The 24,707-nt window shown below is 70.9% G+C and carries 21 protein-coding genes and 1 riboswitch; of the genes, 11 read left to right on the forward strand and 10 right to left on the reverse strand.

The window, feature by feature from the left end:
• Positions 1-1,226 precede the first annotated feature (1,226 nt).
• Positions 1,227-2,018 carry a hypothetical protein gene (locus ACIA8K_RS12040; RefSeq protein WP_396057790.1) on the forward strand — a complete coding sequence of 264 codons (792 nt, stop codon included), beginning with the start codon at positions 1,227-1,229 and terminating at the stop codon, positions 2,016-2,018.
• Here the strand turns inward: ACIA8K_RS12040 and ACIA8K_RS12045 are convergent.
• Positions 1,976-2,452, reverse strand: coding sequence for a hypothetical protein (locus tag ACIA8K_RS12045; protein WP_396057792.1), 477 nt, complete (start codon positions 2,450-2,452; stop codon positions 1,976-1,978). The two genes, ACIA8K_RS12040 and ACIA8K_RS12045, sit on opposite strands and share 43 nt — an antisense overlap.
• Positions 2,453-2,527: 75 nt before the next feature.
• Complete coding sequence (locus ACIA8K_RS12050) at positions 2,528-3,061, reverse strand: GNAT family N-acetyltransferase (RefSeq protein ID WP_396057794.1); 534 nt, start codon at positions 3,059-3,061, stop codon at positions 2,528-2,530.
• Between the two features lie 285 nt (positions 3,062-3,346).
• On the opposite strand from ACIA8K_RS12050, the gene ACIA8K_RS12055 reads away from it, so the two are divergent.
• The 4 genes from ACIA8K_RS12055 to ACIA8K_RS12070 all read left to right on the forward strand — a co-directional run bounded on the left by ACIA8K_RS12055 (position 3,347) and on the right by ACIA8K_RS12070 (position 7,556).
• Complete coding sequence (locus tag ACIA8K_RS12055) at positions 3,347-3,550, forward strand: cold-shock protein (RefSeq protein ID WP_033342363.1); 204 nt, start codon at positions 3,347-3,349, stop codon at positions 3,548-3,550.
• A gap of 215 nt (positions 3,551-3,765) precedes the next feature.
• The gene (locus ACIA8K_RS12060; RefSeq protein ID WP_396057797.1) at positions 3,766-4,686 is read left to right on the forward strand and encodes a hypothetical protein; all 921 of its coding nucleotides are present in this window, start codon (positions 3,766-3,768) and stop codon (positions 4,684-4,686) included.
• Positions 4,687-4,977: 291 nt separating this feature from the next.
• Complete coding sequence (groL, locus tag ACIA8K_RS12065; RefSeq protein ID WP_396057800.1) at positions 4,978-6,600, forward strand: chaperonin GroEL; 1,623 nt, start codon at positions 4,978-4,980, stop codon at positions 6,598-6,600.
• A 188-nt stretch (positions 6,601-6,788) separates the two neighbouring features.
• The gene (locus ACIA8K_RS12070; protein WP_396057802.1) at positions 6,789-7,556 is read left to right on the forward strand and encodes a hypothetical protein; all 768 of its coding nucleotides are present in this window, start codon (positions 6,789-6,791) and stop codon (positions 7,554-7,556) included.
• A 73-nt stretch (positions 7,557-7,629) separates the two neighbouring features.
• Here ACIA8K_RS12070 and ACIA8K_RS12075 read toward each other — a convergent pair whose 3' ends face one another.
• The gene (locus ACIA8K_RS12075) at positions 7,630-9,738 is read right to left on the reverse strand and encodes an IPT/TIG domain-containing protein (protein WP_396057804.1); all 2,109 of its coding nucleotides are present in this window, start codon (positions 9,736-9,738) and stop codon (positions 7,630-7,632) included.
• A gap of 254 nt (positions 9,739-9,992) precedes the next feature.
• On the opposite strand from ACIA8K_RS12075, the gene ACIA8K_RS12080 reads away from it, so the two are divergent.
• The gene (locus ACIA8K_RS12080) at positions 9,993-10,667 is read left to right on the forward strand and encodes a pentapeptide repeat-containing protein (protein ID WP_396057806.1); all 675 of its coding nucleotides are present in this window, start codon (positions 9,993-9,995) and stop codon (positions 10,665-10,667) included.
• Here the strand turns inward: ACIA8K_RS12080 and ACIA8K_RS12085 are convergent.
• The 3 genes from ACIA8K_RS12085 to ACIA8K_RS12095 form a co-directional block, all read right to left on the reverse strand.
• On the reverse strand, positions 10,657-11,325 hold the full coding sequence (locus ACIA8K_RS12085; RefSeq protein ID WP_396057808.1) for a hypothetical protein: 669 nt from the start codon (positions 11,323-11,325) through the stop codon (positions 10,657-10,659). The two genes, ACIA8K_RS12080 and ACIA8K_RS12085, sit on opposite strands and share 11 nt — an antisense overlap.
• A gap of 63 nt (positions 11,326-11,388) precedes the next feature.
• Complete coding sequence (locus ACIA8K_RS12090) at positions 11,389-12,327, reverse strand: GNAT family N-acetyltransferase (protein WP_396057811.1); 939 nt, start codon at positions 12,325-12,327, stop codon at positions 11,389-11,391.
• Positions 12,328-12,346: 19 nt separating this feature from the next.
• Positions 12,347-14,842, reverse strand: coding sequence for a S8 family serine peptidase (locus ACIA8K_RS12095; protein WP_396057813.1), 2,496 nt, complete (start codon positions 14,840-14,842; stop codon positions 12,347-12,349).
• Positions 14,843-14,909: 67 nt separating this feature from the next.
• Here ACIA8K_RS12095 and ACIA8K_RS12100 point away from each other — a divergent pair, with 67 nt between their 5' ends.
• Both ACIA8K_RS12100 and ACIA8K_RS12105 read left to right on the forward strand, forming a co-directional pair.
• Entirely contained in the window at positions 14,910-16,718 is a 1,809-nt protein-coding gene (locus tag ACIA8K_RS12100; RefSeq protein WP_396058509.1) for a glycerol-3-phosphate dehydrogenase/oxidase, read from the forward strand.
• A gap of 98 nt (positions 16,719-16,816) precedes the next feature.
• On the forward strand, positions 16,817-17,248 hold the full coding sequence (locus tag ACIA8K_RS12105; protein WP_396057815.1) for a hypothetical protein: 432 nt from the start codon (positions 16,817-16,819) through the stop codon (positions 17,246-17,248).
• A 254-nt stretch (positions 17,249-17,502) separates the two neighbouring features.
• Here the strand turns inward: ACIA8K_RS12105 and ACIA8K_RS12110 are convergent, their stop codons facing one another.
• Entirely contained in the window at positions 17,503-18,918 is a 1,416-nt protein-coding gene (locus ACIA8K_RS12110) for an FAD-binding oxidoreductase (RefSeq protein WP_396057817.1), read from the reverse strand.
• 24 nt (positions 18,919-18,942) lie between these two features.
• On the opposite strand from ACIA8K_RS12110, the gene ACIA8K_RS12115 reads away from it, so the two are divergent.
• Positions 18,943-19,293 (forward strand): DUF4031 domain-containing protein, encoded by a 351-nt coding sequence (locus tag ACIA8K_RS12115; protein WP_396057820.1) that lies wholly within the window; start codon positions 18,943-18,945, stop codon positions 19,291-19,293.
• Positions 19,294-19,344: 51 nt separating this feature from the next.
• Here ACIA8K_RS12115 and ACIA8K_RS12120 read toward each other — a convergent pair whose 3' ends face one another.
• Positions 19,345-19,971 carry a metal-dependent phosphohydrolase gene (locus tag ACIA8K_RS12120; protein ID WP_396057822.1) on the reverse strand — a complete coding sequence of 209 codons (627 nt, stop codon included), beginning with the start codon at positions 19,969-19,971 and terminating at the stop codon, positions 19,345-19,347.
• Positions 19,972-20,021: 50 nt separating this feature from the next.
• Between ACIA8K_RS12120 and ACIA8K_RS12125 the strand changes: the two genes are divergently transcribed.
• A complete protein-coding gene (locus tag ACIA8K_RS12125) occupies positions 20,022-21,167 on the forward strand; it encodes an aromatic acid exporter family protein (RefSeq protein ID WP_396057824.1) in 1,146 nt (381 codons plus the stop codon).
• 352 nt (positions 21,168-21,519) lie between these two features.
• On the opposite strand, the gene ACIA8K_RS12130 is transcribed toward ACIA8K_RS12125, so the two are convergent.
• Positions 21,520-22,764, reverse strand: coding sequence for an aminotransferase class V-fold PLP-dependent enzyme (locus ACIA8K_RS12130; RefSeq protein WP_396057826.1), 1,245 nt, complete (start codon positions 22,762-22,764; stop codon positions 21,520-21,522).
• A gap of 49 nt (positions 22,765-22,813) precedes the next feature.
• Positions 22,814-22,930, reverse strand: a riboswitch (SAM riboswitch).
• 63 nt (positions 22,931-22,993) lie between these two features.
• Between ACIA8K_RS12130 and ACIA8K_RS12135 the strand changes: the two genes are divergently transcribed.
• Positions 22,994-24,346 carry a PrsW family intramembrane metalloprotease gene (locus ACIA8K_RS12135; protein WP_396057828.1) on the forward strand — a complete coding sequence of 451 codons (1,353 nt, stop codon included), beginning with the start codon at positions 22,994-22,996 and terminating at the stop codon, positions 24,344-24,346.
• Here ACIA8K_RS12135 and ACIA8K_RS12140 read toward each other — a convergent pair.
• Positions 24,337-24,663 (reverse strand): GroES family chaperonin, encoded by a 327-nt coding sequence (locus ACIA8K_RS12140; RefSeq protein WP_396057830.1) that lies wholly within the window; start codon positions 24,661-24,663, stop codon positions 24,337-24,339. The genes ACIA8K_RS12135 and ACIA8K_RS12140 overlap by 10 nt on opposite strands.
• Between the last annotated feature and the right edge of the window lie 44 nt (positions 24,664-24,707).

Raw genomic sequence — 24,707 nt, forward strand, 5'->3', positions numbered from 1 at the left:
TCACGCCTTGGTTTCCCCGGCCACGGCGAAACCGGCTCCGGAGCGACGTGCGGAGCGCCAGCGGAGCCCGCCGCGGAGGTTTGCCCGCGGGAGCGACGCTGTTGCCCATTCGCGTCCGGTCGTCTGGGGACCGACGATCGAATGGGCTGGGGCGTGGTGAGTGGTTTCGGTCGGTCGTTGCGGATGCGGAGGGCGACCAGCACGGCCGTCGTCTCGACGGCGGCGGTCCGAGGCGGCTGTGGGTCGAGGCAGCCGCGAACGAGGCAGCCGCGAACGAGGCAGCCGCGAACAAGGCAGCTGCGGCTTGGGCGGGCACAAGGGCCGGCACCGAGGCCGCGGGTTTCGCAGGCGTGCGGGTCAGTCGTGGCACTTCGGCAGGTCTCAGGGTCGGGCATGAACGCAAACCGACACCGGATCCGTATATGTCAGGACACAGCCTGCACTCGCGGCCCGCGTCAGGTGGAGGCCCCGCGGTCAGTGCCCAGGTCCGAGCGCTACGCGCCCGATATTTCGTTATATGAGTGCCTGCCTGTGCGTTCATCTTGACGCCGAAGGGTTAGTAAGGCCTACGTCAAGATCCTTGCGGCTCTGGTGGCCCTTATTTGAGCGCGATAAGGGCCACCAGAGCCGCAAGGATCTTGCATCCCGCCAGATGGACGCGAGATCCCGCGCAACGAACTCATCTCGGCGTGGAGCGTCCGAGTTGCCGTTGCCCTGGCGCGGCGGCACGCGAGAGCCAAGATCGGCTTACTCTTCGGCGAGCTCTTGGCTTCGGTGCCGGTCCTTGCAACCACCCAGGCCAAGATCAACCGGCCTTCCCGGCCACATCGCTCCCTCGGTGCAGGCCCTTGCGACCGCCCAGGCCGCAGCCGCCCAGGCCGCAGCCGCCCAGGCCGCAGCCGCCCAGGCCGCAGCCGCCCAGACCGGCCGCCCTGACCGCAGCCGCCCTGACCGGCCGCCGCTTAGACGATGGCCGTGCTGCCCCCGCGTGCCGCGAGACCGCCGGCCAGCCGGAACAAACCGCCACACCCCCGGCCTCGATGCCAGCCTTCGATCGCCGGGCCCCAGACCGCCGCACGCGAATGGGCAACAGAGTCGGGAGCATGCGGGCCGGACCCGCGCGGGAGCGGGAAGATGTTGCAGGTCGGGGATTTCCGGTCTTGATCCTCAGGTCGGGTGCCGGGTCGCCGATGAGCCCCCTATTGCCGGAAACGGGGGGTGTCGTCGTGCGGGGCGGTCTGGGCGCTGTGCTGGTTCTTGTGCTGTCGATGGTCTTCTGCCCTTCCGCGGCGCACGCCGTGCCGCTGTCCGAGGTGGCGCTCGCGAAGAAGAAGCCTGTCTCCTACCGGGTGTTCGCCACCCGGGAAGGGCTGGTCGGCGGCGTGACCGCGAACGGGCACGTCATCGTGGAGCGGGACCACTTCGTGGCGCTGCCGTCGCGGCTCGGGCTGGCCACGGCCGGGACCGGGGATCGCACGGTACGAGTCTGCGCGGACAACGGTCGCTGCGCGTATGCGCCGGTCTGGGACGTGGGGCCGTGGAACACCACCGACGATTACTGGAACACGCCGCGTCAGACCTGGCAGGGTTTGCAGCGTGGGAAGCCTGCGGCGCAGGCGGCCTACGAGGCGGAGTACAACGGCGGGCGGGATGAGTTCGACCGTGATGTGCTCAATCCGGCCGGCATCGACCTGGCGGACGGCACGTTCTGGGACGGGTTGCGGCTGACCGGCAACTCCTGGGTCAGCGTGGACTTCCTGTGGACCGGCGGCGTCACGCGGGGCTCGGTGCTCACCGGCGACGGCCCGGTGCGGCTGCGCGCGGGCGCGACAAGTGCGGCGGCCGAGATCGGGTTGGCGGGCAATGCGGCCGAGCTGCCGATCCAGTGTCAGAAGCGCGGGCAGACGGTGGCCGGCGCGGTGCGGACCACGAATCTGTGGGATCGGGTGGCGCCGGGGACCTACGTGTCGCACGCCTACGTCTCGGTGCCGCCCGGGGTGCGCCTCTCTGCCTGCTGACCGCGGGTCATCCGGGCGGCCCAGGGGCGCAGCGGCGCCTCCAGGTAGCGGCCGGCGGTGAGGCCGGCCCGCCGCTCGAAGAAGTTGCGTGAGCCGTAGGTCCTGGTCAGCGCGTATGACCAGCCGCAGGCCAGCCAGTACGCGGGAAAGAACAGCGGGCCGAGCCCGGCGTACTGCGCGACGTGCCGTGTCTCGTGTTCCAGCAGTGCGGCCCGGTCCGGGTGCAGCAGCCACTCCGGCGGGCGCCGGGTCAGGATCACGCTGCCGATCGTGAAGGTGCGGCCCAGCGCCGGACGCCGGCAGTCGCCCGCGATCAGTACGCCGCCCGGCCCGCGGCGGATGCGTGCGCGGGCGAGCACGGCGATCGCCAGCCCTACCGCGGTGGTGCCGTTGATCGCCGTCAAGCCGGTGCGCGTCAGGTGTCTCGCCCGCATCAGACAAGTGTGACGCTTACTTACAGTAATGGATACGTATCTCTGCGGAGTTTTACCTCTTTCGTGCCTATTCCTTCATGCGGCACGACGCATTCGCAGTTCGGTGAGACCCTCAATGGTGGGGTGCGGCACTCGTACGCCGGTGTCCTGGAAACCTAGTCTTTCGTAGGCGCGGACCGCGCGGTCGTTGCCGTTCACCACCTCAAGCATCAGGTCCGGCCGGCGCTCCTCCCGCGACCATTGCGCCACCGCCTCGACCAACGCCCCCACCAGGCCCGTTCCCCGTAGGCGGGGTGTCACGTAGACCGCGAAGATCAGGGTCACCCGGCGGTCCGCGGCGAACACGGCGCCCCCCGCGTGACCGACGAACCGTCCATCCTCGACTGCCGCGAACTGCACTGTCGATCCGGACCGGATGTTGTACGCGATCTGCGCGCGGAAATCCTCGTGCGGTCGTGCCGCGGCCTCTGCCACCGTTTCCAGGAATGCGAGCGGAGAATCGGCAAGCATTTCCAGTCGGAGTGCCCGCATTCGCGCGGCGTCCGGGACTCGCACGCGCGTGATGGTGTGGGGCGTGGGGTGGCGTACCGGGGCAATGGTGCTGGTCATGTTGCTCTGCCTACCCGGAAGCGGGTGATCGGGCAACCTGTATCGACGAGAACGGCCCGTCCGGGTTCGTTCCTGTGTGGGCTGGGCAGCGATCACCATCAGTAGCCGACCACGGTCCATGGTGTCCGTTTTAGGGTAGTGCACGCTCGGTGTTGCTCGTGTAGCGTGCGGTTCGGCCGCAGTGTTTCGAGGACCAAGAGGGGCCCGGATCGGCGGCCCCGGATGAGCAGTTGCTTAAGCCGGGGGGTTGGCGCAACCAGCACCATAGAAGTGAGGAAGTGCACCGTGGCACAGGGCACCGTCAAGTGGTTCAACAGCGAAAAGGGCTACGGTTTCATCGCGGTTGACGGGGGGCAGGACGTCTTCGTCCACTTCTCCGCGATCGAGATGGACGGCTACAAGGCGTTGGACGACGGGCAGCGCGTGGAGTTCGAGATCGCGCAGGGTCAGAAGGGTCCGCAGGCGGAGAAGGTGCGGGTCATCGCCTGATTCACCGGCGGCGGTCCAGGGCCGGGCCGACCCCCATCCATCTCCCATTCGGGGCGTCGCTCCTCACGTCGGTGAGGCGGCGCCCTACTCACGTGTGGACCCCTGTCGTGGTGACCTCTACATGTTGATGTACTTCAACGTCTTATTACGGCTTTGCTAATGCGAACCATGAGCCGCTAGCTGCATCAGGCAGCTTTTTCCGAGGAGCGCCACCGGTGGGTTACCCGCCTATCGAGCAGCCTTATTACTACCAACCTCAGTTCGATCCCAACGACCCGCTCGTCACCCCGCCGGACGGCGGAGTCGCCGGCTGGGTCTCGCGGATCAGTGCGACGTTCAAACGTAGCTGGCGAAGCGTCATTTCGATCATCTTTGTCGCGCAGATCCTGCCCGCCCTGGTGCTTCTCCTGGTGATCGGCGGGATTGTGGCCGCGGTCGTCATCGCCGATCCCGATGTGGTGACCCGGACGCTCGGCTTCGACCCGTCCGATCCGTCCGCGGAGCCCGACCCCGCCCGGCTGATCTCTATCGGAATCGTCGCCGTGGCCGCCGGGCTTGTCATCGGTGTGGTCGCCGCCTGGTTCCAGTCCGTCACCTGGGCCGCGGCCACCTGGGCGATCGTCCGGGAGGCGGCGACCGGGCAGCGGGTCCGGCTCGGCGAGGCGCTCGGGTACGGCGTCCGGCGCAGCCTCGCGCTCTGGGGCTGGACGCTCCTCGGCGGGCTGCTCTACCTCCTCGGCCTGCTCGCCTGCTTCCTGCCCGGCCTCTACGTGCTCCTCGGGCTGATGATGCTCACCCCGATCGTGCTCTTCGAGCGGCAGGGCATCGGCGCCTCGTTCCGGGCGCTACACCGCAACCTGCTGGTGATCGGCGTCCGTGCCGTGATCATCTGGGGCGTGGCGCAGGCCGTCGGCAGCATGGTCGGCGTGGTGGTGCAGATCCCGTTCGCCGCGCTGATGAGCGCACCGGACCCGGTCTACCTGGTCGTCTACTCGCTGGCGATCGTCCCGGTCGAGCTTGTGGTCCTGCTGCCGCTCTCCGCGTTCCAGATCATCGGCACCCTGCTCATCTACGCGGAGCAGCGGGCCCAGGCGGCGCCGCTGAGCACTGCACAACTCGCGGCGGAACTGGGTTGAACGAGGTTCTCCCCACGCTTGCCGGAGCATGACCCGTGCTTGCACTCGCATGGGTAGAGTGCTAAAAAAGGTTCTGGCACTCGCTGATGGCGAGTGCCAACAGGTCGGGACGGTGGGGTCACGTCCGAGGGGGTCGCCGGAGGGTGGCCAACAAGGGCGGGGCCGGTCGTCGCGGGCTTATCCGGCCCGGCCGACGGACGACGTCATCGACGTCGTCCGAAGGTGCGTCAGCAGGCGGCATGCCGGTGGGAATCGTCCGGGTGCCGTGAGCGTCCAGGAGGACAACGCCGTATGGCCAAGATTATCGCTTTCGACGAGGAGGCGCGCCGCGGACTCGAGCGGGGCATGAACACCCTCGCCGACGCCGTAAAGGTGACGCTGGGCCCGAAGGGCCGCAACGTCGTGCTCGAGAAGAAGTGGGGTGCCCCCACCATCACCAACGATGGTGTGAGCATCGCCAAGGAGATCGAGCTCGAGGACCCCTACGAGAAGATCGGCGCTGAGCTGGTCAAGGAGGTCGCGAAGAAGACGGACGACGTTGCCGGTGACGGCACGACGACCGCGACCGTCCTGGCCCAGGCGCTGGTCCGTGAGGGCCTCCGCAACGTCGCCGCCGGCGCCAACCCGCTTGGTCTCAAGCGGGGCATCGAGGCTGCCGTGGCGAGTGTCTCCGAGGCCCTGAGCCAGCTGGCGAAGGACGTCGAGACCAAGGAGCAGATCGCCTCCACCGCCTCCATCTCCGCTGGTGACAGCACCGTCGGCGAGATCATCGCCGAGGCGATGGACAAGGTCGGCAAGGAAGGCGTCATCACCGTCGAGGAGAGCAACACCTTCGGCCTCGAGCTCGAGCTCACCGAGGGCATGCGCTTCGACAAGGGCTACATCTCGCCCTACTTCTGGACCGACGCGGAGCGTATGGAGGCCGTCCTCGACGACCCGTACATCCTCATCGCGAACAGCAAGATCTCGTCGGTCAAGGACGTTCTCCCGATCCTGGAGAAGGTCATGCAGTCGGGCAAGCCGCTGCTGATCATCGCCGAGGACGTGGAGGGCGAGGCCCTGGCCACCCTGATCGTCAACAAGGTGCGCGGCACCTTCAAGTCTGTCGCCGTCAAGGCGCCGGGCTTCGGTGACCGCCGCAAGGCCATGCTGACCGACATCGCGATCCTGACCGGCGGTCAGGGCATCAGCGAGGAGCTCGGCCTCAAGCTGGAGGGCGTCACGCTCGACCAGCTCGGCCGCGCCCGCAAGGTCCAGGTCACCAAGGACGAGACCACAATCGTCGACGGTGCCGGCGACGCCGACCAGATCAACGGCCGGGTCGCCCAGATCCGCGCCGAGATCGAGAAGTCGGACTCCGACTACGACCGTGAGAAGCTGCAGGAGCGCCTGGCCAAGCTGGCCGGCGGCGTTGCGGTCATCAAGGTCGGCGCGGCCACCGAGGTCGAGCTCAAGGAGCGCAAGCACCGCATCGAGGACGCCGTTCGCAACGCGAAGGCGGCCGTCGAGGAGGGCATCGTGCCCGGCGGTGGCGTCGCCCTGGTGCAGGCAGGCAAGACCGCGTTCGACAAGCTGGACCTCGTCGGCGACGAGGCCACCGGTGCGAACATCGTGAAGGTCGCGCTCGACGCCCCGCTGCGCCAGATCGCCGTGAACGCCGGCCTCGAGGGCGGCGTCGTGGTGGAGAAGGTGCGCAACCTGGAGGCCGGCTTCGGTCTCAATGCCGCCACCGGTGAGTACGTCGACCTGCTCAAGGCCGGCATCATCGACCCGGCGAAGGTCACCCGCTCGGCGCTGCAGAACGCGGCCTCGATCGCGGCCCTGTTCCTCACCACGGAGGCCGTGGTGGCGGACAAGCCGGAGAAGAACCCGGCCCCGGCCGGCGCCCCCGACGGCGGAGGCATGGACTTCTAAGTTCAACCCTGTTTCACCGAAGCGGGCGGGTCGCGACAGCGGCCCGCCCGCTTGGCTGTGTCCCGTCGTCCACAAACGTCTATCTTGCGGAAAATGTCCGTTTCGCGTGACAGTCTGGGTGCTCGGGGCCGGATTCCGCGACCTCTGCGGGCCGGCCCGAATCACGAGCCGACCCGTAGAGGACCGCCATGCGCACCGACGACACGGAACCGACAGACGACGCCCTGGAGCAGGACACCGGCCGGGCCTACGCCTCCGCGGCGGCCCGCCGCGCCCGCCGCCCGAAGCAGCAGATCGCGATCGGTGCGGTCGGCGTGCTCGCGGTCCTGGGGGTAGGGGTGGCCATCGTCGCCTCACAGACGCACAAGCCCACCGCGGAGACGGCCCCGGACGTGGTCGCGCTGCCGCCGCCGAGCTCCCCTGCCTCCGCCGCCCCCTCGTCCTCCGTGGCCCCGGCGTCGTCCGCGGCGGCGTCGTCCGCTGCCGTGTCGTCCGCTGTGGTGTCGCCGTCCGGTGCGGCTCCGGCGGCGACGTCAGCGGAGCCCACCGGCGGTGCCAAGGCCTCCGCCCAGGCCGCCGGACCGCCCCGGCCGGCCAGGACGCTTCGCGCGGTGCCGCAGAACAGCACGGTCAAGGACTCGGACGTCGACGTGGACGAGACGTTCTCCGACGACAAGCGCAAGCGCCTGAAGGTGGCCGCCGCCCGCGCCGACCTCACCGGTTACCGGGAACTGTCCTGGATCACCGAGGACCGCGAGCGGGTCGGCGACGTCGAGTGCACGAACAGGATCCGGCTCAGCCCCGACCTGCCGGCCCGCGAACGGCCCACGCTGCTTCTCTGCTGGCGGATCAGCGCCACCCGGAGCGTCTACACCGTCGCGGTGGACATGGACGGGAAGCCGGTGCGGAAGGAGAGCGTGGCCGCGGTGGAGGCCCGCTGGAACGAGCTGGGCTGAGCGGGGACAAGAAGAAGCCGCCCGGGGCGTGAAGCCCCGGGCGGCTTTGTGGATCGTCAGACCCTCAGGCCGATCAGTACGGCGACACCGTGAAGGTGGAGCCGCTGGTGATCAGCGACTTGGTGATGCCGGCGACAGGTGTGATCGCACCGGTGTTCACCACCGTCACCGTGTAGGTGCCCTCCGGCACCGGCGTACCGGTGGCGGCCGGCGTGGCCGCGTTGGTGAGACTGTCCGCCAGGTTCAGCGTGCAGAGCAGCTCCAGGTTGCTGATCACCAGAACGTTCGTGCACTCCTGGATCTGCGGGTTCGTCTTCACACCGCCGTTGGTGGTCGGGTCGTAGGCCGTCGCGGTGCCGGAGCCGCCGCGGACCAGGTAGACGTGCGAGTTCGCGCTGTTGGAGTTCACCGAGGTGAACGGCGCGAGGTCCTCGAAGCCGGCGCCCAGGACGTCGAGCGTCACGGACGTGTTCGAGGGCGCGGTGTTCGGCGTGACTGTGATGCCGAACGTGTAGCTGAACGCCGCCGACTTCGTCTTCGACCCGGCGCCGGTCTTGACGACCAGCGCGAGGCTGGTGCCCGCCGCGTGCGGCGAGGTGAGGCCGGTGAAGGTGGTGCTGTCGGTCACCGAGATGTTGGTGATCGGGCTGCCGCCGATTGTCGCGGTAAGACCGGCCGTGAAGCCCGCGCCGGTGACCGTGATCTCGCTACCACCCTGCGCCGGGCCGCTGGCCGGCGAGATGGTGCTGACGGTCAGCACCGCGCCGACCCGGTAGACCGAGGTGCCGACGAGCGTGCTGCTACCGGTCTTGCCGGTGTAGACACACACGTTGTACGGAGTCGTGTTCGCGCTGGTGTCGTGCACCACGGTGGTCGGCACCGTGAGGGCCAGCTTGGTGTTCGAGATCCGGACCGGGTCCGGGCTGACCGCGGCGAAGTTGCTGCCGGTGGTGGTGTACTTCGCGGGGCACGCGGTCTTCGACAGCGTGGCGCCCGGCGTGGTCACGCCCAGCAGGAAGTTGCTCGTGGAGCTGGCCGTGATCGTGGTGGACGTCGCCGTGGACCCGGAGTCGGGGCTCAGCGAAACGGCCGGCACCGTCGGCGTGTAGGTGTCGCTGCTGGTGCCGACCAGGAGGCTTCCGACGTTGGTGCCGTCGTAGACGCAGAGGTTGTAGACGTTCGGCGCCAGCACCCCGGTCGGAACCGAGAGCGTGGCCACGTCGTCGGTGGTGGTCGTGGTCGCGACCAGGTCACCGTCCGGGGTGCCGTAGGTCGAGGGGCAGGTCAGCGAGGCCGAGAAGACGAACGACGGCGTGCCGGTGGCGTAGAGGCCTGTCGACGTACCGGTGATCGTGTTACCGCCCGCGTTCTTGCCGGAGGTGGCGCTCAGCGTGACCTGCGGGTACTTGGGCGAGTACTGGGACGCGCCGCCGGTGCCGATCAGGAGGCTGGTCCCGACCGTGGTGCCGTTGTAGAGGCACACGTTGTAGACGGAGGGCGCCACAGCGGTGGCCGGCACGACGACTGTGACCTGATCGGCCGAGTTCTTGGTCGTGCTTGTGGGAACGATGTTGCCGCTCGTCGTGTAGGTCTGCGGGCACGCGGCGGTGGCGAGGATCGCTCCGACCGTGGTGCCGGTGCCGACCAGGCCGGTCGCGTTGAGCGTGATCGAGTTGCCGCCGCCGGCCGGGCCGGTGAGCGGGCTGAGGGTCGCCGCGACGTAGGTGCGGTAGGACCCGGACGCGGTGGACGCGTTACCGATGATGGGAGACGTGGTGGTCGGGGTGCCGCTGGAGGCGCCGTAGATGCAGACCCGGTACGTGGCGGGCACGGTGCCCAGCGGGTCCGGCGGGGTGACGGTCAGCTCGTTTGCCGAGACCCGGACGACTGTCGGTGCCTTGATGTTCGTGGCCGACGTGGCGCCGAGGGTGGCCGGGCAGGCGGCCACGGTGGTGAACCGCACCTCGATCTGGGACGCCAGGGCGAAGTCGGTGGCGAGGCCGGTGCCGGTGACTGTGATGGCGGGGCCGCCGACGATCGGGCCGGTGGTGGGCGCGATGGTGACGTTCACGTTCGCGGCGAACGCGGGTGGTGCGGCGGCGAACAGGACGGCGGCTACCGCTCCTGTTGCGACGCAGGCTCGGAGGAGCCGGCGGCCGAGTGTTGGCTGGGACTTGCGCATGCGTGGGTCCTCCTACGGACATTACGAACCGCATAAGTTCGGCAGTGGTCCTGGCCCGCGCTTGTCCTGTGTCGGGCCGTCCGAAATAGCGCTGTAGTGCAGCGCTGCCGTGTACTTTGGGTGATCAGAAGATAACCGACAGCGACTGTCCATGGTCTGAAGTCAGCAACTTTGTGCCCATATATCGGTGCAAAGGGGTAGGGGTGAGCGCCGCAGGGCGCACCGTGCGGCCCGGCAGCGCTAATCTCGGTCGGGTGAAGAGCGGCGGCGAGGACGAACCGCGGGTCGTGCCGTACGGCATCGACCCGCGCGATCTTGATCCGGTGACCGAGCCGCCGCTGGAGGATCTCTCCGACGCGTTCGTGTCGAACGTCGACTGGGCTGGCCTGGAGCTGGCCGGCATCCGCCTGACCCGGTGCTACCTCACCGACGTCGAGCTGCTCGAGGCCGACTGGCGCAACGTCCGCCTCACCGAGTGCGTGCTCGAGCGCGTCGACCTGTCCAGCGCGTACCTGCGCGGACTGACCATGGACCGTTGCGAGCTGATCGGCTGCCGGCTGACCGGCGCGCAACTCTTCGACGGCACGCTTACGGACGTCACCTTCGAGGACTGCCGGCTTGACTTCGCGGTCTGGGAGGAGGTCCAGGCGACGGGCCCGGTCTCCTGGGTCGGCTGCACGCTCGACAAGGCGTCGCTGACCCGCTGCCGGCTGACCAAGGCCGCGTTCAGTGACTGCCGGATGAAGGATCTGGAGCTTGCCGACTGCGACCTGGAGGGTGCGGACCTGCGCGGCAACGACCTGACCGGGATAAACGGCGTGCCAAGCCTCTACGGGGCCAGGATCGGGCGGGACCAGCTTGCGGACATCACCGCGCTGGCGGTCCGGGACCTGAACCTGACAGTGGAGGCGGAGGCGGTCAGCTGGTAGTCACCCGGCCGGAGAACGCGGGGTGCCGGGCGTACTCCATGGGCTGGCCGATGGTGTCCGTCAGGTCGTCGATCTGCACGAACCACGGCGCCCGCACCTCGTGGACCTCCCACGGCGTGTCCTGGACCGCGCAGAGCAGCATCCAGCCCGGGTGGCGCAGGCAGTGGCCGACCGCGTGTTCGTAGTGCACCTCGGTCAGATGCCGGTCCAGCTCGGCGTGGTGCTCGGGCCAGAACGAGGTGGCGAAGACCGCGCCCCAGTCGTTGCCGGTGTGCAGCGACGACCCCTCCCGGCCGAAGATCCGGATCGCGCGCGCGGTCTCGGATTCCACCTCCGACATCGCCGACGGCGTGAAGTAGACGTCGCCGAGCAGCAGCACGGTGCGACCGCTCGTGGACCACAGGTCGCGCGTCGAGGCGTACTCGCTTGGATAGTCGCCGCTGCGCACGTGCCGGGTGATGCCGGGCAACGCGGAGAGCACGTCGTACCGTGGATCGTCCGGAAGTGTGACGTGGACGTCGTCGCTGATCGTGCGCGCCAGCTCGATCGTGTGCACGAGCATCGGCGCGCCATCCAGCGGCGCGAGCTGTTTGGGCACGCCGAGGTGGTTGGCCCACTTCGGGTCGTTCCCGTCGGACGCCGCGATGATCACTCGCATCGACGCGCAACCCCCAGTCGTGTCAGAACAAGCCGGGGGTACGGCCAGATTAGCCCGAAACGGTCAGAGCTGTTTGCGGTACAGGAAGAACACCCGCTCGATCCGCGCGCCGGCCGCGCCGGAGTAGAACGGCAGCGGCCCGACCCAGCCGATCTCCACCCGGTCGTGGCCGTGCGCGCGCTGGTCCGCGAGGCAGCGCCGGAGCAGCACGCCGCCGATCCCGAGCCCCTCCGCGGTCGCCGCCGTGCCCATCGGCCCGAACCAGCTGGGCCGCGACGAGCCGTAGGCGGCGAAGCCGAGGATCTCGTCGCCGCGCACCGCGAGGTGGCAGCCGGCCCGGTCCCGGCCGATCGAGTCGGTGATCTCGCCCGGCCAGTCACCGCCGAAGTTCCGCTCCGCGAAGTCGATCAGCCGCGGGATGTCGTCGCGCATCGCCGGCCGTACCGTGATGCCGTTCTCCTGCAGTCGCCGCTCCGCAGTGGCGGTCTCGCGCACCGCCTTGGAGCCGGGCGTGAGGTGCGCGGTCATGTTCCAGGCGGTCCGGTCCTGCTCGTAGCCGAGCGCCATCGCGGTGCAGACCGCCGGCGTGTACCGCACATCGATGCCGGGCCACGCGTAGTACGGCGAGTTGCCCGCGATCAGCACCTCGGTGGCGCCGAGCCCGGCCAGCCCGGCCTCCGCGCGCACGATCAGCGCCCGCCCGATGCCGCGCCGCCGCGCGTCCGGCCGTACCGCGATCAGGTCGATGTGGCCCACGCTCGCATCCCGTTGCGCGATCGAGCAGAGCACCGTGCCGAGCACGACACCACCAAGATCAACGGCGACATAGCCGAGGGTACGGTGCTGGGCCGGCGATTCCGGGGCCGGGCGCTCGCGCAGGCGGAGCACGATCTCGGCCGCCTCCGCCGCGTCCTCCGGCAGGTCGAGCGCGCCGGCGCAGAGCGTCACCACCGCCGGCACGTCGTCCTCGGTCAGTTCCCTGATGGCGAACTCGGCATCCACGATCAAGGACACTATCCGGTCACCCGCGCGCTGCCCGCACGGCCGCCAGCGCGTCGACCAGGCCGCTCCCGACCTCGTTGCCCGGCGGCCCGCAGGCGCCTGTCGACGGCACCGGTGACGTGTTCCCGGTGATCAGCGCGCGCGTCGCGGCCAGGTCGCCGATCAGCGCGGGCTGCGCGGACCAGAGCAGCGCCACCTCGCCGGCCACGTGCGGCGTCGCCATCGAGGTACCGCTGTTCGCCGCGTAGGTGCCACCAGGCATCGCGGAGAGCACCTCCTCGCCGGGCGCCATCACGTCCGGCTTGGCCGCGCCGCCCTCGGCCGGGCCGCGGCTGGAGAAGCTGCTGATCTCGCCGGCGTCGTTGACCGCGCCGACGGTCAGCACGTCCGCGTACGGCGCCGGCGGGTCGTCGACCGAGTCGCAGGCCGGCCCGCTGTTGCCGGCCGCGGCGACGAACATGATCCCGGCCGTGGAGAACGCGGCGGTGGCCTGCTTGAGCGTGCCCGTGTCGCAGCCCTCGATGTCCGGGCAACCCCACGAGTTGGTCAGCACGTGCGGCGCGCGCTGCGGCCGCCCGTCCGTGAACGGGTCTCCGCCGGCCGGGAACGGCGCAAGCATGAACTGCAGGCAGTCGAGGTACCGGGTCGGGCTGCCGAGGTTGCGGTCGAGGTTCACACAGCCGACCCAGGTGGCCTCCGGCGCGACGCCGATGCCGTTCGCGCCGACCGCGGAGCCGATCGTGTGCGTGCCGTGCCCGCCGTGGTCGGTCGGCACCGCAGTGTGGTTCCACGGGTCGAGCCAGGAGTCGTCCCCGCCGCGGAACGTGGACCGCAGCGCCGGGTGCTGGCCGTCCACGCCGGAGTCGGACGTGCCGACCACGATGCCCGCGCCCCGTACGTTCTCCTGCTCCCAGACCAGGTCCGCCTTCATCGCCCGGATCGCCCAGGTCGGCCCGGTAGGCGCCGCGGCCGAGCCGGTGCTTGTCTCGACCGGCTCCGGGAGTGGGCGCAGCACCGGGCTGGGCCGCACCTCGGCCACGTCGTCCCGGGACTCCAGCCAGGCCCGCACCCCGGAGCCGCCGTCCACCTCGACCGCGTTGACCAGGTAGTACGGCGTGTAGGTCAGGTGCAGCCGGTCAAGCGACTCGCGCAGGTCCCGCTGACTGCTCTCCGCGTGCGCGACCAGGGCCCGGTAGACCTCTGTGGCGCGCGCGTCCCGGCCGGCCTGCCCGGCCCGGGTGGTGTCGATGCCGGACAGATCGGGCTGGTCCGCCATGATCACGAAGAGCCGGTCGCCGTACAGGCCGGGCGTGCCGGGCAGCGCGTAGACCACGCCGGCGGCGGCCAGCAGCAGCAGCGCGACCACGGCCGCGACAGGCGTCCGGGCCCGGCGCACGCCACCGGCCAGGATCAGCCCGTACGCGACGCCCGCGACAAGCGCCGCCACCCACATGCAGAGCGCGGCCACGCCGGTCCAGTACGGCACGTCCCGGCCGGTGAGCAGCAGCGTGATCTCTTCCGGGTCCACGAAGGCCAGTGGGCCGAACGCGGCCGCGGTCACGATCAGCGCCACCGGACCGGAGAGGCGACGCCGGCCGGGCCGGGCGGGCGGGAGGCCGGCGCGCGCGAACGGCTGCAGCGCGGCAGCGGCGAACGCGGCGACCGGGATCATCAGCATCGCCAGATCGGTTCCGGTCTGCCCGGCGCCGCCGGCGATCCCGGCCAGCGCGACGCCGGCGACCAGGCCACCGACAAGCACCATCCGGGGACCGCCATGCCCGCCGTAGGCCCGCCAGAACGGCTCGTCGAGGACGGACGCGGCGAACCAGCCGAGCGCGGCGGCAGCGGCGGCGGCGAGCACCGTCTCGGTCAAACCGCCGAGCGCGCCCGCCCACAACCACGGCGTGAGGGTCGCCAGACCCGCGCCGAACGCGAGCAGCAAAGCAGGCCGGCGGCTGTCCGTACCCGCATCAATCGCCAAAGACGACTCTTCGGAAATTTCGTTTATATGGGTACGGCCGAAGAGCCGGAGCAGCAGCGTGCCGAGCGACGCCACCATCGCGAGCGCCAGCAGGTAGATCTCGTGCTCAAGCACGGGCACCAGCCGCAGCAGACTGAACACGCCGAGCCCGGCCGCGCCAAGCAGCCACGCGCGCCCGGCCGCCCGCACGCCCGCCGACTTCGGCAGGATCGCCAGCAGCAGGCTCGGGATGCCGGCCAGCACGGCCGCCACCACGCCGCAGATCGCGGCCACGCCGGGCGTCGCATCACCGGTCGTGGCCAGCCCGAGCTGCTCGACGAACCAGCCGATCCACTGTGCGACCACGGTGACCGCGACCATCCACAGCCCCGCGAAGACCGCGCCGACGACCGGCCAGGGACTGCTTCTCGGCGGGCCCGGATCCCACGGTGGAGGCGGCTGCGGACCCCAGGGCGGCGCCGGTGGTCCCCCGTACGGCAGCTGCGGTCCCCAGGACGGCACGGGGTGCGGCGGAGGGGGTCCGGGCACAGTCATGATCCGCACAGTACGGCTACAGCGTCACAGGAGTGGGGTTACGGTGGGACACGTGCGTGACCCTGCCGTGTCTCGATACACCGCCGGCCAGCTCTCCCCGCTGCGCCGCGCGGCCGACCTCCGCCGCCTGCGCAGCGAGCGCTTCGACGTGCTCGTGATCGGCGCCGGTGCCACCGGCGCCGGTGCCGCGCTGGACGCCGCCTCCCGAGGGCTCAAGGTAGCCCTGATCGAGGCGCGCGACCTGGCCGCCGGCACCTCCAGCCGGTCCTCCAAACTGATCCACGGTGGCCTGCGCTACCTGGAGCAGCTCGAACTTCACCTGGTGCACGAGGCGCTCACCGAGCGTGGCCTGCTCGCCACCCGCATCGCGCCGCACCTGGTCCGCCCGCTGCCGATCCTGGTGCCGCTTGAGGGCAGGGAAGGCCCGCGCGAGTGGCCGGGGCGGGCGTTCCGCCGCGCCTACTACGGGCTCGGCGTCGCGGCCTACGACGTGTTCGCCGGCGTCTTCGGCGGCGGCCGTGGCATGCCGCTGCACCGGCACCTGACCCGCACCGGCGCCCGCGAGATCTTCCCGAGCCTCCGTCCGGACGTGCTTACCGGCGCCATCCGCTACTACGACGGCCAGGTCGACGACGCGCGCCTGGTGGTCAACGTGGCCCGGACCGCGGCCAGCCTCGGCACGGCAGTGGTGACAAGCGCGCGGGTCACCGGCCTGATCCGCCAGGCCCGCGAGGTCACCGGCGTCCGCATCCGGGACATGGAGGCACCGGCCGGCTCACCTGATGCGGAGTTCGAGGTCAAGGCGCGCACGGTCATCGCGGCCACCGGCGTGTGGAGCGACGACATCACCCGCATGCTGCGCGAGGTCGGCGTCCGGCCCGGGCTTCGGGTGCGCGCCTCCAAGGGCGTGCACCTGGTGGTGCCGCGCTCCGCGATCACCGGCGAGGCCGCGCTCATCCTGCGTACCGCCAAGTCAGTGCTCTTCGTGATCCCGTGGGGCGGTCACTGGATCATCGGGACCACCGACACGGACTGGGAGCTGGACCGGTCGCACCCGGCAGCGTCCGCAAGCGACATCCAGTACCTGCTCGACCAGGTCAACAAGGTGCTTGACCGTCCGCTGAGCACCGACGACATCCAGGGCGTCTACGCCGGGCTGCGCCCGCTGCTGGCCGGTGAGGCGGACTCGACGTCCCGCCTCTCCCGCGAGCACGCCGTGGTCGAGCCGATGCTCGGCCTGCTGCTTGTGGCCGGCGGCAAGTACACGACCTACCGGGTGATGGCCGAGGACGTGGTCGACAAGGCCGCGCGCCGGCTCGGCGCCACCGTGCGCCCGTCCCGGACCTCGCAACTGCCGCTGCTCGGCGCGGACGGCTACACCGCTGCCTGGCGCGACCGGGCCGACCTGGCCCGCCGGCACGGGATGCAGGTCGGCGTGGTCGAGCACCTGCTGGAGCGCTACGGCACGCTCGCCATGCACCTGATCGCCATGATCGACGCGGACCCGCTGCTGGCCGCGCCGCTGGCCGGCGCGCCGGAGTACCTCGCGGTCGAGGTCGCCTACGCCGCACACGCGGAGGGCGCGCTCCACCTGGACGACGTGCTCACCCGGCGTACCCGGATCTCGTTCGAGACCGCGGACCGCGGCACCGAGAGCGCGGAACAGGCCGCCGAGATCATGGGCAACGTCCTCGGCTGGGACGAGGAGGTGCGCGCCCGCGAGGTCGAGCACTACCTGGCCCGCGTCGCCGCCGAACGCCAGTCCCAGATGATGCCGGACGACCTCACCGCGGACGCGGCCCGCCTCGGCGCGGCAGACGTGCGCGGGTTCGCCGCCGACCGCAACGAGGTCGCGGAAGACCTGCCGAAGATCTGACCCCTCTCGCGTCGACGATCCCGCTTTCCCGCTCTGCGGGTGAGGCGGCCGCCTGCTCCCGCTGCGGGTCGAGACCGCAGCGGGGCGAGCGGGCGCGCGTGCGCCTCGCCCGGCGCGCCGATGCGTCTTGCGCGGCTGTTGCCTTCCGCGCGGCTGTTGCCTTCCGCGCGGCCGTTGCGTACCGCGCGGCTGTTGCCTTCCGCGCTGGCGTCGCCTTCCGCGTCGGCCTTGCCTTCCGCGTCGGCCTTGCCTTCCGCGCTGGCGTCGCCTTCCGCGTCGGCCTTGCCTTTCGCGTCGGCCTTGCCTTTCGCGTCGGCCTTGCCTTTCGCGTCGGCCTTGCCTTTCGCGTCGGCCTTGCCTTCCGCGTCGGCCCCGCCTCCGCGCGGGGGCGCATTTCCGACATTCCGGAGTTGAGCGACCGTGGCTCGCAGGTTTCGGACGTCGCCCGCGGCCCGGCCGACCTTAAGGATCATTCAGTGGTACGAAAAGCATGGTCATCGGCGAAGTTGACCTACTTTTCGTACCACTGAATGATCCTTAAGGTTCTGTGCGGGTTTTGAGGCTGTGCGGTCTTCGACGGCGGTCGGAGTTTGCCGTCGGCCTCTCGCGTGATCCTGGATGTTGCTGACGGCGTGGTGGGTCACTGCGCGTGGTTCACGATACAAACGGAAATTTCCCGATATCTCCTGCCCGCGCGGCCTAGGTAAGCAGAGCAAAGGTGCCCGCGTTTGGTGTGGGGTAGCGCGGTGTGAATGAGATTTTTGCGTCTGTTCGTGAGGACGGATCAGGGGGTTTTGGGGGGCTGAGCGAGGACCTTGCCGGGGTTGAGGATGCCGGCCGGGTCGAGCGCGGTCTTGATCGACTGTTGGACCCGCATGCCGACCGGGCCGGCCTCGCGAGCCAGCCACTCGCGTTTCAGTAGGCCGACGCCGTGTTCGCCGGTGCAGGTGCCGCCCAGCGACAGGCCCAGCTCCATGATCTCGTTGAAGACGGCCCGGCCGCGCTCCACGCCGGCCGGGTCGGTGCGGTCCACCACGATGTTCGGATGCATGTTGCCGTCGCCGGCGTGCCCTACCGTGCCGACCGGGATGCCGTGCCGCGCCGCGATCCGTTCGACGCCGTCGAGCAGCTCCGCCAGCCGGGCACGCGGCACCGCCACGTCGTCGATGACCAGAGCCCCGATCCCCCGGGGGTACGTGTCGGCCGCGAACTTCTCCATCGCCGCGTGCGCCAGCCGCCGCGCCTCCAGCAGGGCCGCCGCCTCGTCCGCATCGGTGGCGGCGAACACCTCCTCCGCACCGGCCGCCAGACAGGCCTCCTCGATCCGGGCCAGGTCCGCCGCTGCCCGCGGGCCGGTGTCCGCGGCGGCCAGCAGCAGCGCCCGCGCGTCCGTGCGCAGGCCCATCGGCCGGTACGCCTCGATCGCCCGCAGGTGGGTCTGGTCAAGCAGTTCCAGCAGGCTCGGCGACAGTCCCCGCTCGGCGATCGAGGCCACGGCCCGGCCGGCCGCCGCGGTCGAGCCGAACACCGCCACAAGCGTCAGCGCTTCCTCCGCGGGCGGGCGCAGCGCGAGCGTCACCTCGGTGATCACCCCGAGCGTGCCCTCCGAGCCGACGAAGAGGCTGGTCAGGTCGTACCCGGCGACGCCCTTCGCGGTGCGGCGCCCGGTCCGCAGCACCTCGCCGGAGGCCAGCACCACCTCCAGGCCGAGCACGTACTCGGTGGTCACGCCGTACTTCACGCAGCACATGCCGCCCGCGTTCGTGGCCACGTTGCCGCCGATCGTGCTGCTCTGCCATGAGCCGGGATCCGGCGGGTAGCGCAGCCCGGCCTCCGCCACAGCCGCAGCGAGCGTCGCGTTGATCACGCCGGGCCGTACCACGGCAGTGCGGTTGACCGGGTCGATCTCCAGGATCTCGTCCATCGCGGTCATCGACAGCACGATCGCGCCGTCCACCGCGTTCGCGGCACCGGCCAGACCGGTCCGCGCGCCCTGCGGCACCACCGGCACGCCCAGCGCGGACGCGACCCGAAGCACACCCGAGACCTGTCCGGTGGTACGCGGCCGCACCACCACGGCCGGCATGCCGGAGTCGCAGAGATCCGCCTCGTCGTGCCGGTGCCCGGTCAGCAGGTCGGGATCGGTGATCACCGCGTCGGGAGGAAGTACGTCCGCCAGCCGCGCGAGCAGGTCCGCCATCCTCGAAGCTTAAAGCGTGCGTCGATGTGGAACGCCCGGCCGCACGCGGATACGGACGCCGCGCCGCCGGAGTACCGTGCAATGGTGATCTTTGTGGACCCGCCCGCCTGGCCTGCCCACGGCCGACTCTGGTCCCACCTGGTCAGCGACCAGTCCCTGGCCGAGCTGCATGCGTTCGCCGAGCGGCTCGGCTCGCCGCGGCGCGCGTTCGACCGCGATCACTACGACGTGCCGGAGGAACGCCTCCAGGCCGCGATCCGGCTCGGCGCGCGGCTCGTCTCCAGCCGGGAGATCGTGACGCTGCTGCGCGCCTCCGGCCTCCGCAAGCCGAAACACACTGTCACGCGGGCGGGGCAACGGCCGTCCCGGGAGTGACGTGCCAGCCGGCACACGGTCGAGCGGCCGTCCCGCGGGTGAGGCGCATCGTCAGGCGGTAAGCGCCGCCAGCTCACGGGTGAGGTTGGCGCGGGCCGGGGACTCCCAGCGCGCGGCCAGCTCCGGGTTGCGGAACAGTGCGGGCAGGTCGAGCAGGTTCCGCAGCACCGCGGCCCGGCCGAGGCGGAAGAACTCGTCGGGTACGTGCGCGTACTCACGGCGTACCCCCTCGGTGTAGGTCTGGTATTCGGCCGCAGGCCGGGACAGCACCTCCAAGTCGGCGTCGCAGAGCAGCGCGCCGTTGAGGTCGCCGTCCGCGACCGCGTGCCCGGCCGTGAGCCGCACCAGCCGCGCCACCTCCGCCCGCTTCCCGGCGGCGACGCCGAGCGCGGCCAGCTCCGACTCGGCGAGCAGCGCGCTGGCCTCCTCGTTTCCGGACGAGGCCGGGTCGTAGATCGCGTCGTGGAACCAGACGGCGAGCCGGACCAGGTCCGCGTCCTCCGCAAGCGCCGCGTGCGCGTCCACGGTGGAGAGCATCGAGATCACATGCGCTTCGCCGTGGTACGCCCGGTGGGGCTCGCGCCAGCGTGCAAGCAGCGCCGCGCCCGCGGTCCCGCCCGGATCCGTCCCGCCCGCACCGGCCAGCGCGCCGCGCCAGCCCGCAATCAGATCGTTCACCGTCCCATCCTGGCAGCCGACCGGCGATGATCACCGGTAGTGTCGGTCACATGGGCAGCGTGCCGTTCGGCGAGCGGGTGGCCGATCTGGGCCGGCGGTCCGGCGGCACCTTCCGCGAGCGCCTGACCCGGGTGCGCGGCAACAGCGGCCTCGCGTTGCAGACCGGCGTGGCCGCAGGCATCGCCTGGCTGATCGCGAACGACCTGCTCAGCCACGAGACACCGTTCTTCGCGCCGATCGCGGCCGTGATCACGCTCGCCGTCTCGGTGGGGCAGCGGTTGCGGCGCGCGTTCGAACTGGTCATCGGCGTGGCGCTGGGCATCGCGGTCGGCGACCTGCTGATCCTGCTGATCGGCACCGGGCCGTGGCAGATCGGCCTGTCCGTCGGGCTGGCCGTGGTCTCCGCGATCTTCCTCGGTGGCGGCTCGTCGCTTGTCGTGCAGGCCAGCTCGTCCGCAGTGCTTGTCGCCACGCTCACGCCGCCGACCGACGGCATCTACCTGGGCAGGTTCTGGGATGCGCTGATCGGCGGCGCGGTCGGCCTGACAGTGATGGCGCTGCTGCTGCCGATCAACCCGCTCACAGTGGTCACCCGCGCGGCCAACCCGGCGCTTGACCTGCTCGCGTACGGCCTGCGGGACGCGTCCGCCGCGCTGCGCGAGGGCGAGGCGAGCCGGGCCGTCGAGGTGCTGGACCGGCTGCGCGCGGCCGAGGCCGACCTGACCACGATGGACGAGGCGATCAAGGCCGGCCGGGAGAACGCCACGCTCGCGCCGGTCCGCTGGCGGGCCCGCGCGCCACTCGCCCAATACCTGGACAGCGCGCAGTACGTGGCGCACGCGCTGCGCAACAGCCGGGTGCTGGTCCGGCGCGTGATCACCATGCTCAACGACGGCGAGCCGGTGCCGCCCACGCTCGTGGACGCGGTCGGCGCGCTCGGCGAGTCGGTCGAACTGCTCCGCACCGAACTGGAACTGGGCGTCGAACCGGAGGCCGCGCGGGGCCGGGCGCTGAGCGCGGCATCCCAGGCGGGCCGGGCCTACGCGGACGGCGTCGGCTTCTCCGGCTCCGTGGTGGTGGCACAGGTCCGCTCCACCGCGACGGACCTGGTCCGGGCCTCGGGGGTGGCGCACGAGGAGGCGATCCGGCAGGTCCGCCGCGCGTTCGGGCGCCACGCACCCTCGATCGAGCCCTGAGCCCTGCGACGCCCGCTCATAGGCGGGTACGGCTCTGCGCCGGTGCGATCGAGCGGCTGAGTGGCCGAGCGGCGAGCGGTCGAGTTGCGAGTGGCCGAGCGATCGGGTTGTGAGCGACCGCTCGGCAGAGCGATTTGGGCGATTCATCCATGTAAGCAGAGCAAAGGCGGGCGAGAAGTGTCAGGTGCTACCCCGCCGCCCGGAATTTGATCTTGCGGCCACGGACCTGGCAGGGAGGCCGCCCGCGGCCGACCGGTGTCGCCGGGAGGCCTCGGGTGGTGATGTGCGATCAACCGGGCAGATCAAGAATTTGATCTTGATCTGCCCGGAGGTGTCGATCTGCCCAGCGGGCTCAGCGCAGGGCGTTGATCAGCGCGTCCACATCGGCCTCGGTGCTGCCAAGGCCGACGCTGACCCGCAGCGCGGTCGGCGGCAGCGACAGGCCGGAGCGCGCGGACGCCTCGGTCAGCAGGCGCTTGGCCAGGGGGTGCGCGCAGAACAGGCCGTCCCGGACGCCGATGTTGTGCTCGCGGCCGAGCTCCGTGGCGACCGCGGACGAGTCCCGCCCGGCCACCGCGAACGAGACGATGCCGACCCGCTCCGCATCCCGGTCGAACGTGCGCAGCTCCACCACGCCCGGGATCGACGCCAGGCCGTCCCGCAGCCGGGTGACCAGCCGCTCCTCGGCGGCCCGCAGCGCGTCCCGGTCGGCGACCTGCAGCGCGGCACAGACCGCGGCAAGCGCGACGGCACCGAGCAGGTTCGGCGTGCCGGCCTCGTGGCGCGCGGGGCCGGTGTTCCAGATCACGTCGTGGGTGCCGGCGCCGACCCGGGCCGTGGCGCCGCCGCCGCGCAGGTACGGGTCGGCCGCGTCAAGCCAGTCGCCGCGCCCGGCCAGCACACCCGCGCCGAACGGGGCGTAGAGCTTGTGCCCGGAGATCGCCACGTAGTCCACGTCCAGCGCGGTGATGTCCACCGGCAGGTGCGGGGCCAGCTGCGCAGCGTCAAGCGCGATCCGGGCGCCGTGCAGGTGCGCGATCCGGGCCAGCTCCGCGATCGGCCAGACCTCGCCTGTGACGTTGCTGGCGCCGGTCACGGCCACCAGGATGTGCTCCGGCGCGTTCGTGCCACGGCGCAGCTCGGCCAGCGCGGCACTGAGCGTGCGGACCGCCTCGGCGGGGGAGGCCGGGACCGGCAGGCGCAGCGGGTTGCCGGGCCAGGGCAGCAGGTTCGCGTGGTGCTCGCCGCCGAACGTGACCACTGTCGTGCCGGCCGGCAGCACGGCGGCCAGCAGGTTGAGCGCGTCGGTGGTGTTTCGCGTGAAGATCACGTGGTCCTCCGCGCGGGCGCCGAGGAAGTCGCCGACGGTCTGCCGGGCCCGCTCGTAGGCGAGCGTGCAGCGCTGGGAGAGCGCGCCGGCGCCGCGGTGCACGCTGGCGTACCAGGGCAGGATCGCGTTGACCGCCTCAGCGGCCGCGGTCGCACAGGGCGCGGTCGCGGCGTAGTCGAGGTTGATCTGACCGGGCACGCCGAGCACGGTCGGCGCGGTCTCGACGGCGTCGACGTCGGCGAGGAATGGCAGCGTGATCGTGGACATGCGACGACCTCCGGGGTCTCAAGGGACCCCGAGCACATGTCGGGAACGGGGTCCGCGCTTGCCCGTGCGACTTCGCACAGGCCCGGTCATCACCCGGGGCACCCCACCGCGAACTGACGAGGGTTGCCGGCCAGCAAGCCGGGGCTATCTGCTGGCACTCGTGACCTGGTGGCAATCATAGCCATGCACTCGGTGATCCTGGCAAGCCCGTTCTGGATACGCTGATCCCATGTCGGAGATTTCACCGGAGCCGCCGCAGCCGTCGTCGCCTCCACCGGATGATGCGGTGCCGGCGCCGGCATTGCCCGATCCCAGCAGGCGAAAGCGGATCTGGCGGATCGTCGGGCTGGCCGGGATGATCGTGTTCATCGCCGGGTGTGCCATCGCGGTGACCGTCTTCCTCGGTTTCAACATCGGCATCGACGGGCTGCTGCTCGGCAGCGTCGCGGCGCTGCTGCCGGTGCCGGTGCTGATCGGCTGCTTCATGTGGCTCGACCGGTACGAGCCCGAGCCGGTCGGCTACCTCGCGTTCTGCTTCGCCTGGGGCGCGTTCGTGGCGACCGGCACCGCCCTTGTGGTCAACACCTACGCGTCGTATTTCTTCGAGGGCTGGGGCCTGTCCGACTCGCTTGTCGCGACGCTTGTGGCGCCGTTCATCGAGGAGACGATGAAGACGCTCGGCCCGGTGCTGCTGCTCTGGCGGCGGCGTCGCGAGTGGTCCGGCATCACCGACGGCATCGTCTACTGTGGGCTCTCCGCGATCGGCTTCGCCATGGTGGAGAACATCCTCTACCTGGGCGGGCACGGGTACGCGGCAAGCAACGAGCAGTACGGCCCGGCAAGCGGCGCCCAGCAGCTCTTCCTGATCTTCATCGTGCGCATCCTGTTCACCGGCTTCGCGCACCCGCTCTTCACCTCGATGGCCGGCGTCGGCCTCGGTGTCGCGGCCCGCGCCGCTGATCGCCCGGTCCGCTACCTCGCGCCGATCTCCGGCCTGCTTGTCGCGATGATGCTGCACGGCACGTGGAACCTGCTGCCCTCGCTCGTGGTGGCGACCGGCGAGCCGATCGTGCTGCTCTACGGCTACCTGGGCCTGATGATCCCGGTCTTCTTCGGCACGGTCGGCTTCGCGATCTGGTTGCGCGGCTGGGAGGGGCGGCTCACCGAGCGCACGCTCCCGGCGTACGTGCGGGCCGGCTGGCTCTCCCCGCCCGAGGTCGCCACGCTGAGCAGCCTTGGCCGCCGGCACTCGGCCCGCCGCTGGGCCAAGCGCGTCGCCGGCGACCCCGGTCTGAAGGCGATGAAGGGCTTCCAGTTCTCCGCGACCAAGCTGGCGCTGCTGCGCGACGGCATCGACCGAGGGCTCTACGCCAAGATCGGGTCGGCTCAGGTCGAGGAGGCGGCGCTGCTCGCACAGATCTCCGCCGAGCGGTCCGTCTTCGTCGGCCGTGACCCGCAGACGCCGCAGGCCCGCTGGGACGGCGAGCGGTACCACATCACGTTCCCCGACGGGGTCAGCCGGCCGATCGAGGCGCCCGCCACGCCTGTGGTGCCGATCCCGATCACCAGCTATTACAGGTAGAGGCCGGTCCCGTCCGACTCGACGCGCTCCGCGGCCACGGCGTGCACGTCGCGCTCGCGGAGCAGCACGAACTCCCTGCCGTGCAACTCGACCTCGGACCGGTCCTCCGGGTCGAAGAGCACCCGGTCGCCGGTGGAGACGGACCGCACGTTCGGCCCGACGCCGACCGCTGTCGCCCAGGAGAGACGGCGGCCCATCGAGGCGGTGGCCGGGATCACGATCCCGGCGGAGGAGCGGCGCTCGCCCTCGGCGCCGTCCATGCGGACCAGGACGCGGTCGTGCAGCAGCCGGATCGGCAGCTTGGCGTCGTCGTTCACGCCTCCAGACGCTACCGGTGACCGTCCGGGCCTGGCGCGCGGGT

This window comes from Catenuloplanes sp. NPDC051500, from assembly GCF_044454585.1.
Classification (GTDB): Bacteria; Actinomycetota; Actinomycetes; order Mycobacteriales; family Micromonosporaceae; genus Catenuloplanes.

Bases quoted from the DNA above. Each gene is read 5' to 3' on its own strand.
- ACIA8K_RS12045 (WP_396057792.1), bottom strand. From the start codon at position 2,452: ATGCGGGCGAGACACCTGACGCGCACCGGCTTGACGGCGATCAACGGC.
- ACIA8K_RS12050 (WP_396057794.1), bottom strand. From the start codon at position 3,061: ATGACCAGCACCATTGCCCCGGTACGCCACCCCACGCCCCACACCATC.
- groL (WP_396057800.1), top strand. From the start codon at position 4,978: ATGGCCAAGATTATCGCTTTCGACGAGGAGGCGCGCCGCGGACTCGAG.
- ACIA8K_RS12070 (WP_396057802.1), top strand. From the start codon at position 6,789: ATGCGCACCGACGACACGGAACCGACAGACGACGCCCTGGAGCAGGAC.
- ACIA8K_RS12075 (WP_396057804.1), bottom strand. From the start codon at position 9,738: ATGCGCAAGTCCCAGCCAACACTCGGCCGCCGGCTCCTCCGAGCCTGC.
- ACIA8K_RS12085 (WP_396057808.1), bottom strand. From the start codon at position 11,325: ATGCGAGTGATCATCGCGGCGTCCGACGGGAACGACCCGAAGTGGGCC.
- ACIA8K_RS12095 (WP_396057813.1), bottom strand. From the start codon at position 14,842: ATGACTGTGCCCGGACCCCCTCCGCCGCACCCCGTGCCGTCCTGGGGA.
- ACIA8K_RS12110 (WP_396057817.1), bottom strand. From the start codon at position 18,918: ATGGCGGACCTGCTCGCGCGGCTGGCGGACGTACTTCCTCCCGACGCG.
- ACIA8K_RS12115 (WP_396057820.1), top strand. From the start codon at position 18,943: ATGTGGAACGCCCGGCCGCACGCGGATACGGACGCCGCGCCGCCGGAG.
- ACIA8K_RS12125 (WP_396057824.1), top strand. From the start codon at position 20,022: ATGGGCAGCGTGCCGTTCGGCGAGCGGGTGGCCGATCTGGGCCGGCGG.
- ACIA8K_RS12130 (WP_396057826.1), bottom strand. From the start codon at position 22,764: ATGTCCACGATCACGCTGCCATTCCTCGCCGACGTCGACGCCGTCGAG.
- ACIA8K_RS12135 (WP_396057828.1), top strand. From the start codon at position 22,994: ATGTCGGAGATTTCACCGGAGCCGCCGCAGCCGTCGTCGCCTCCACCG.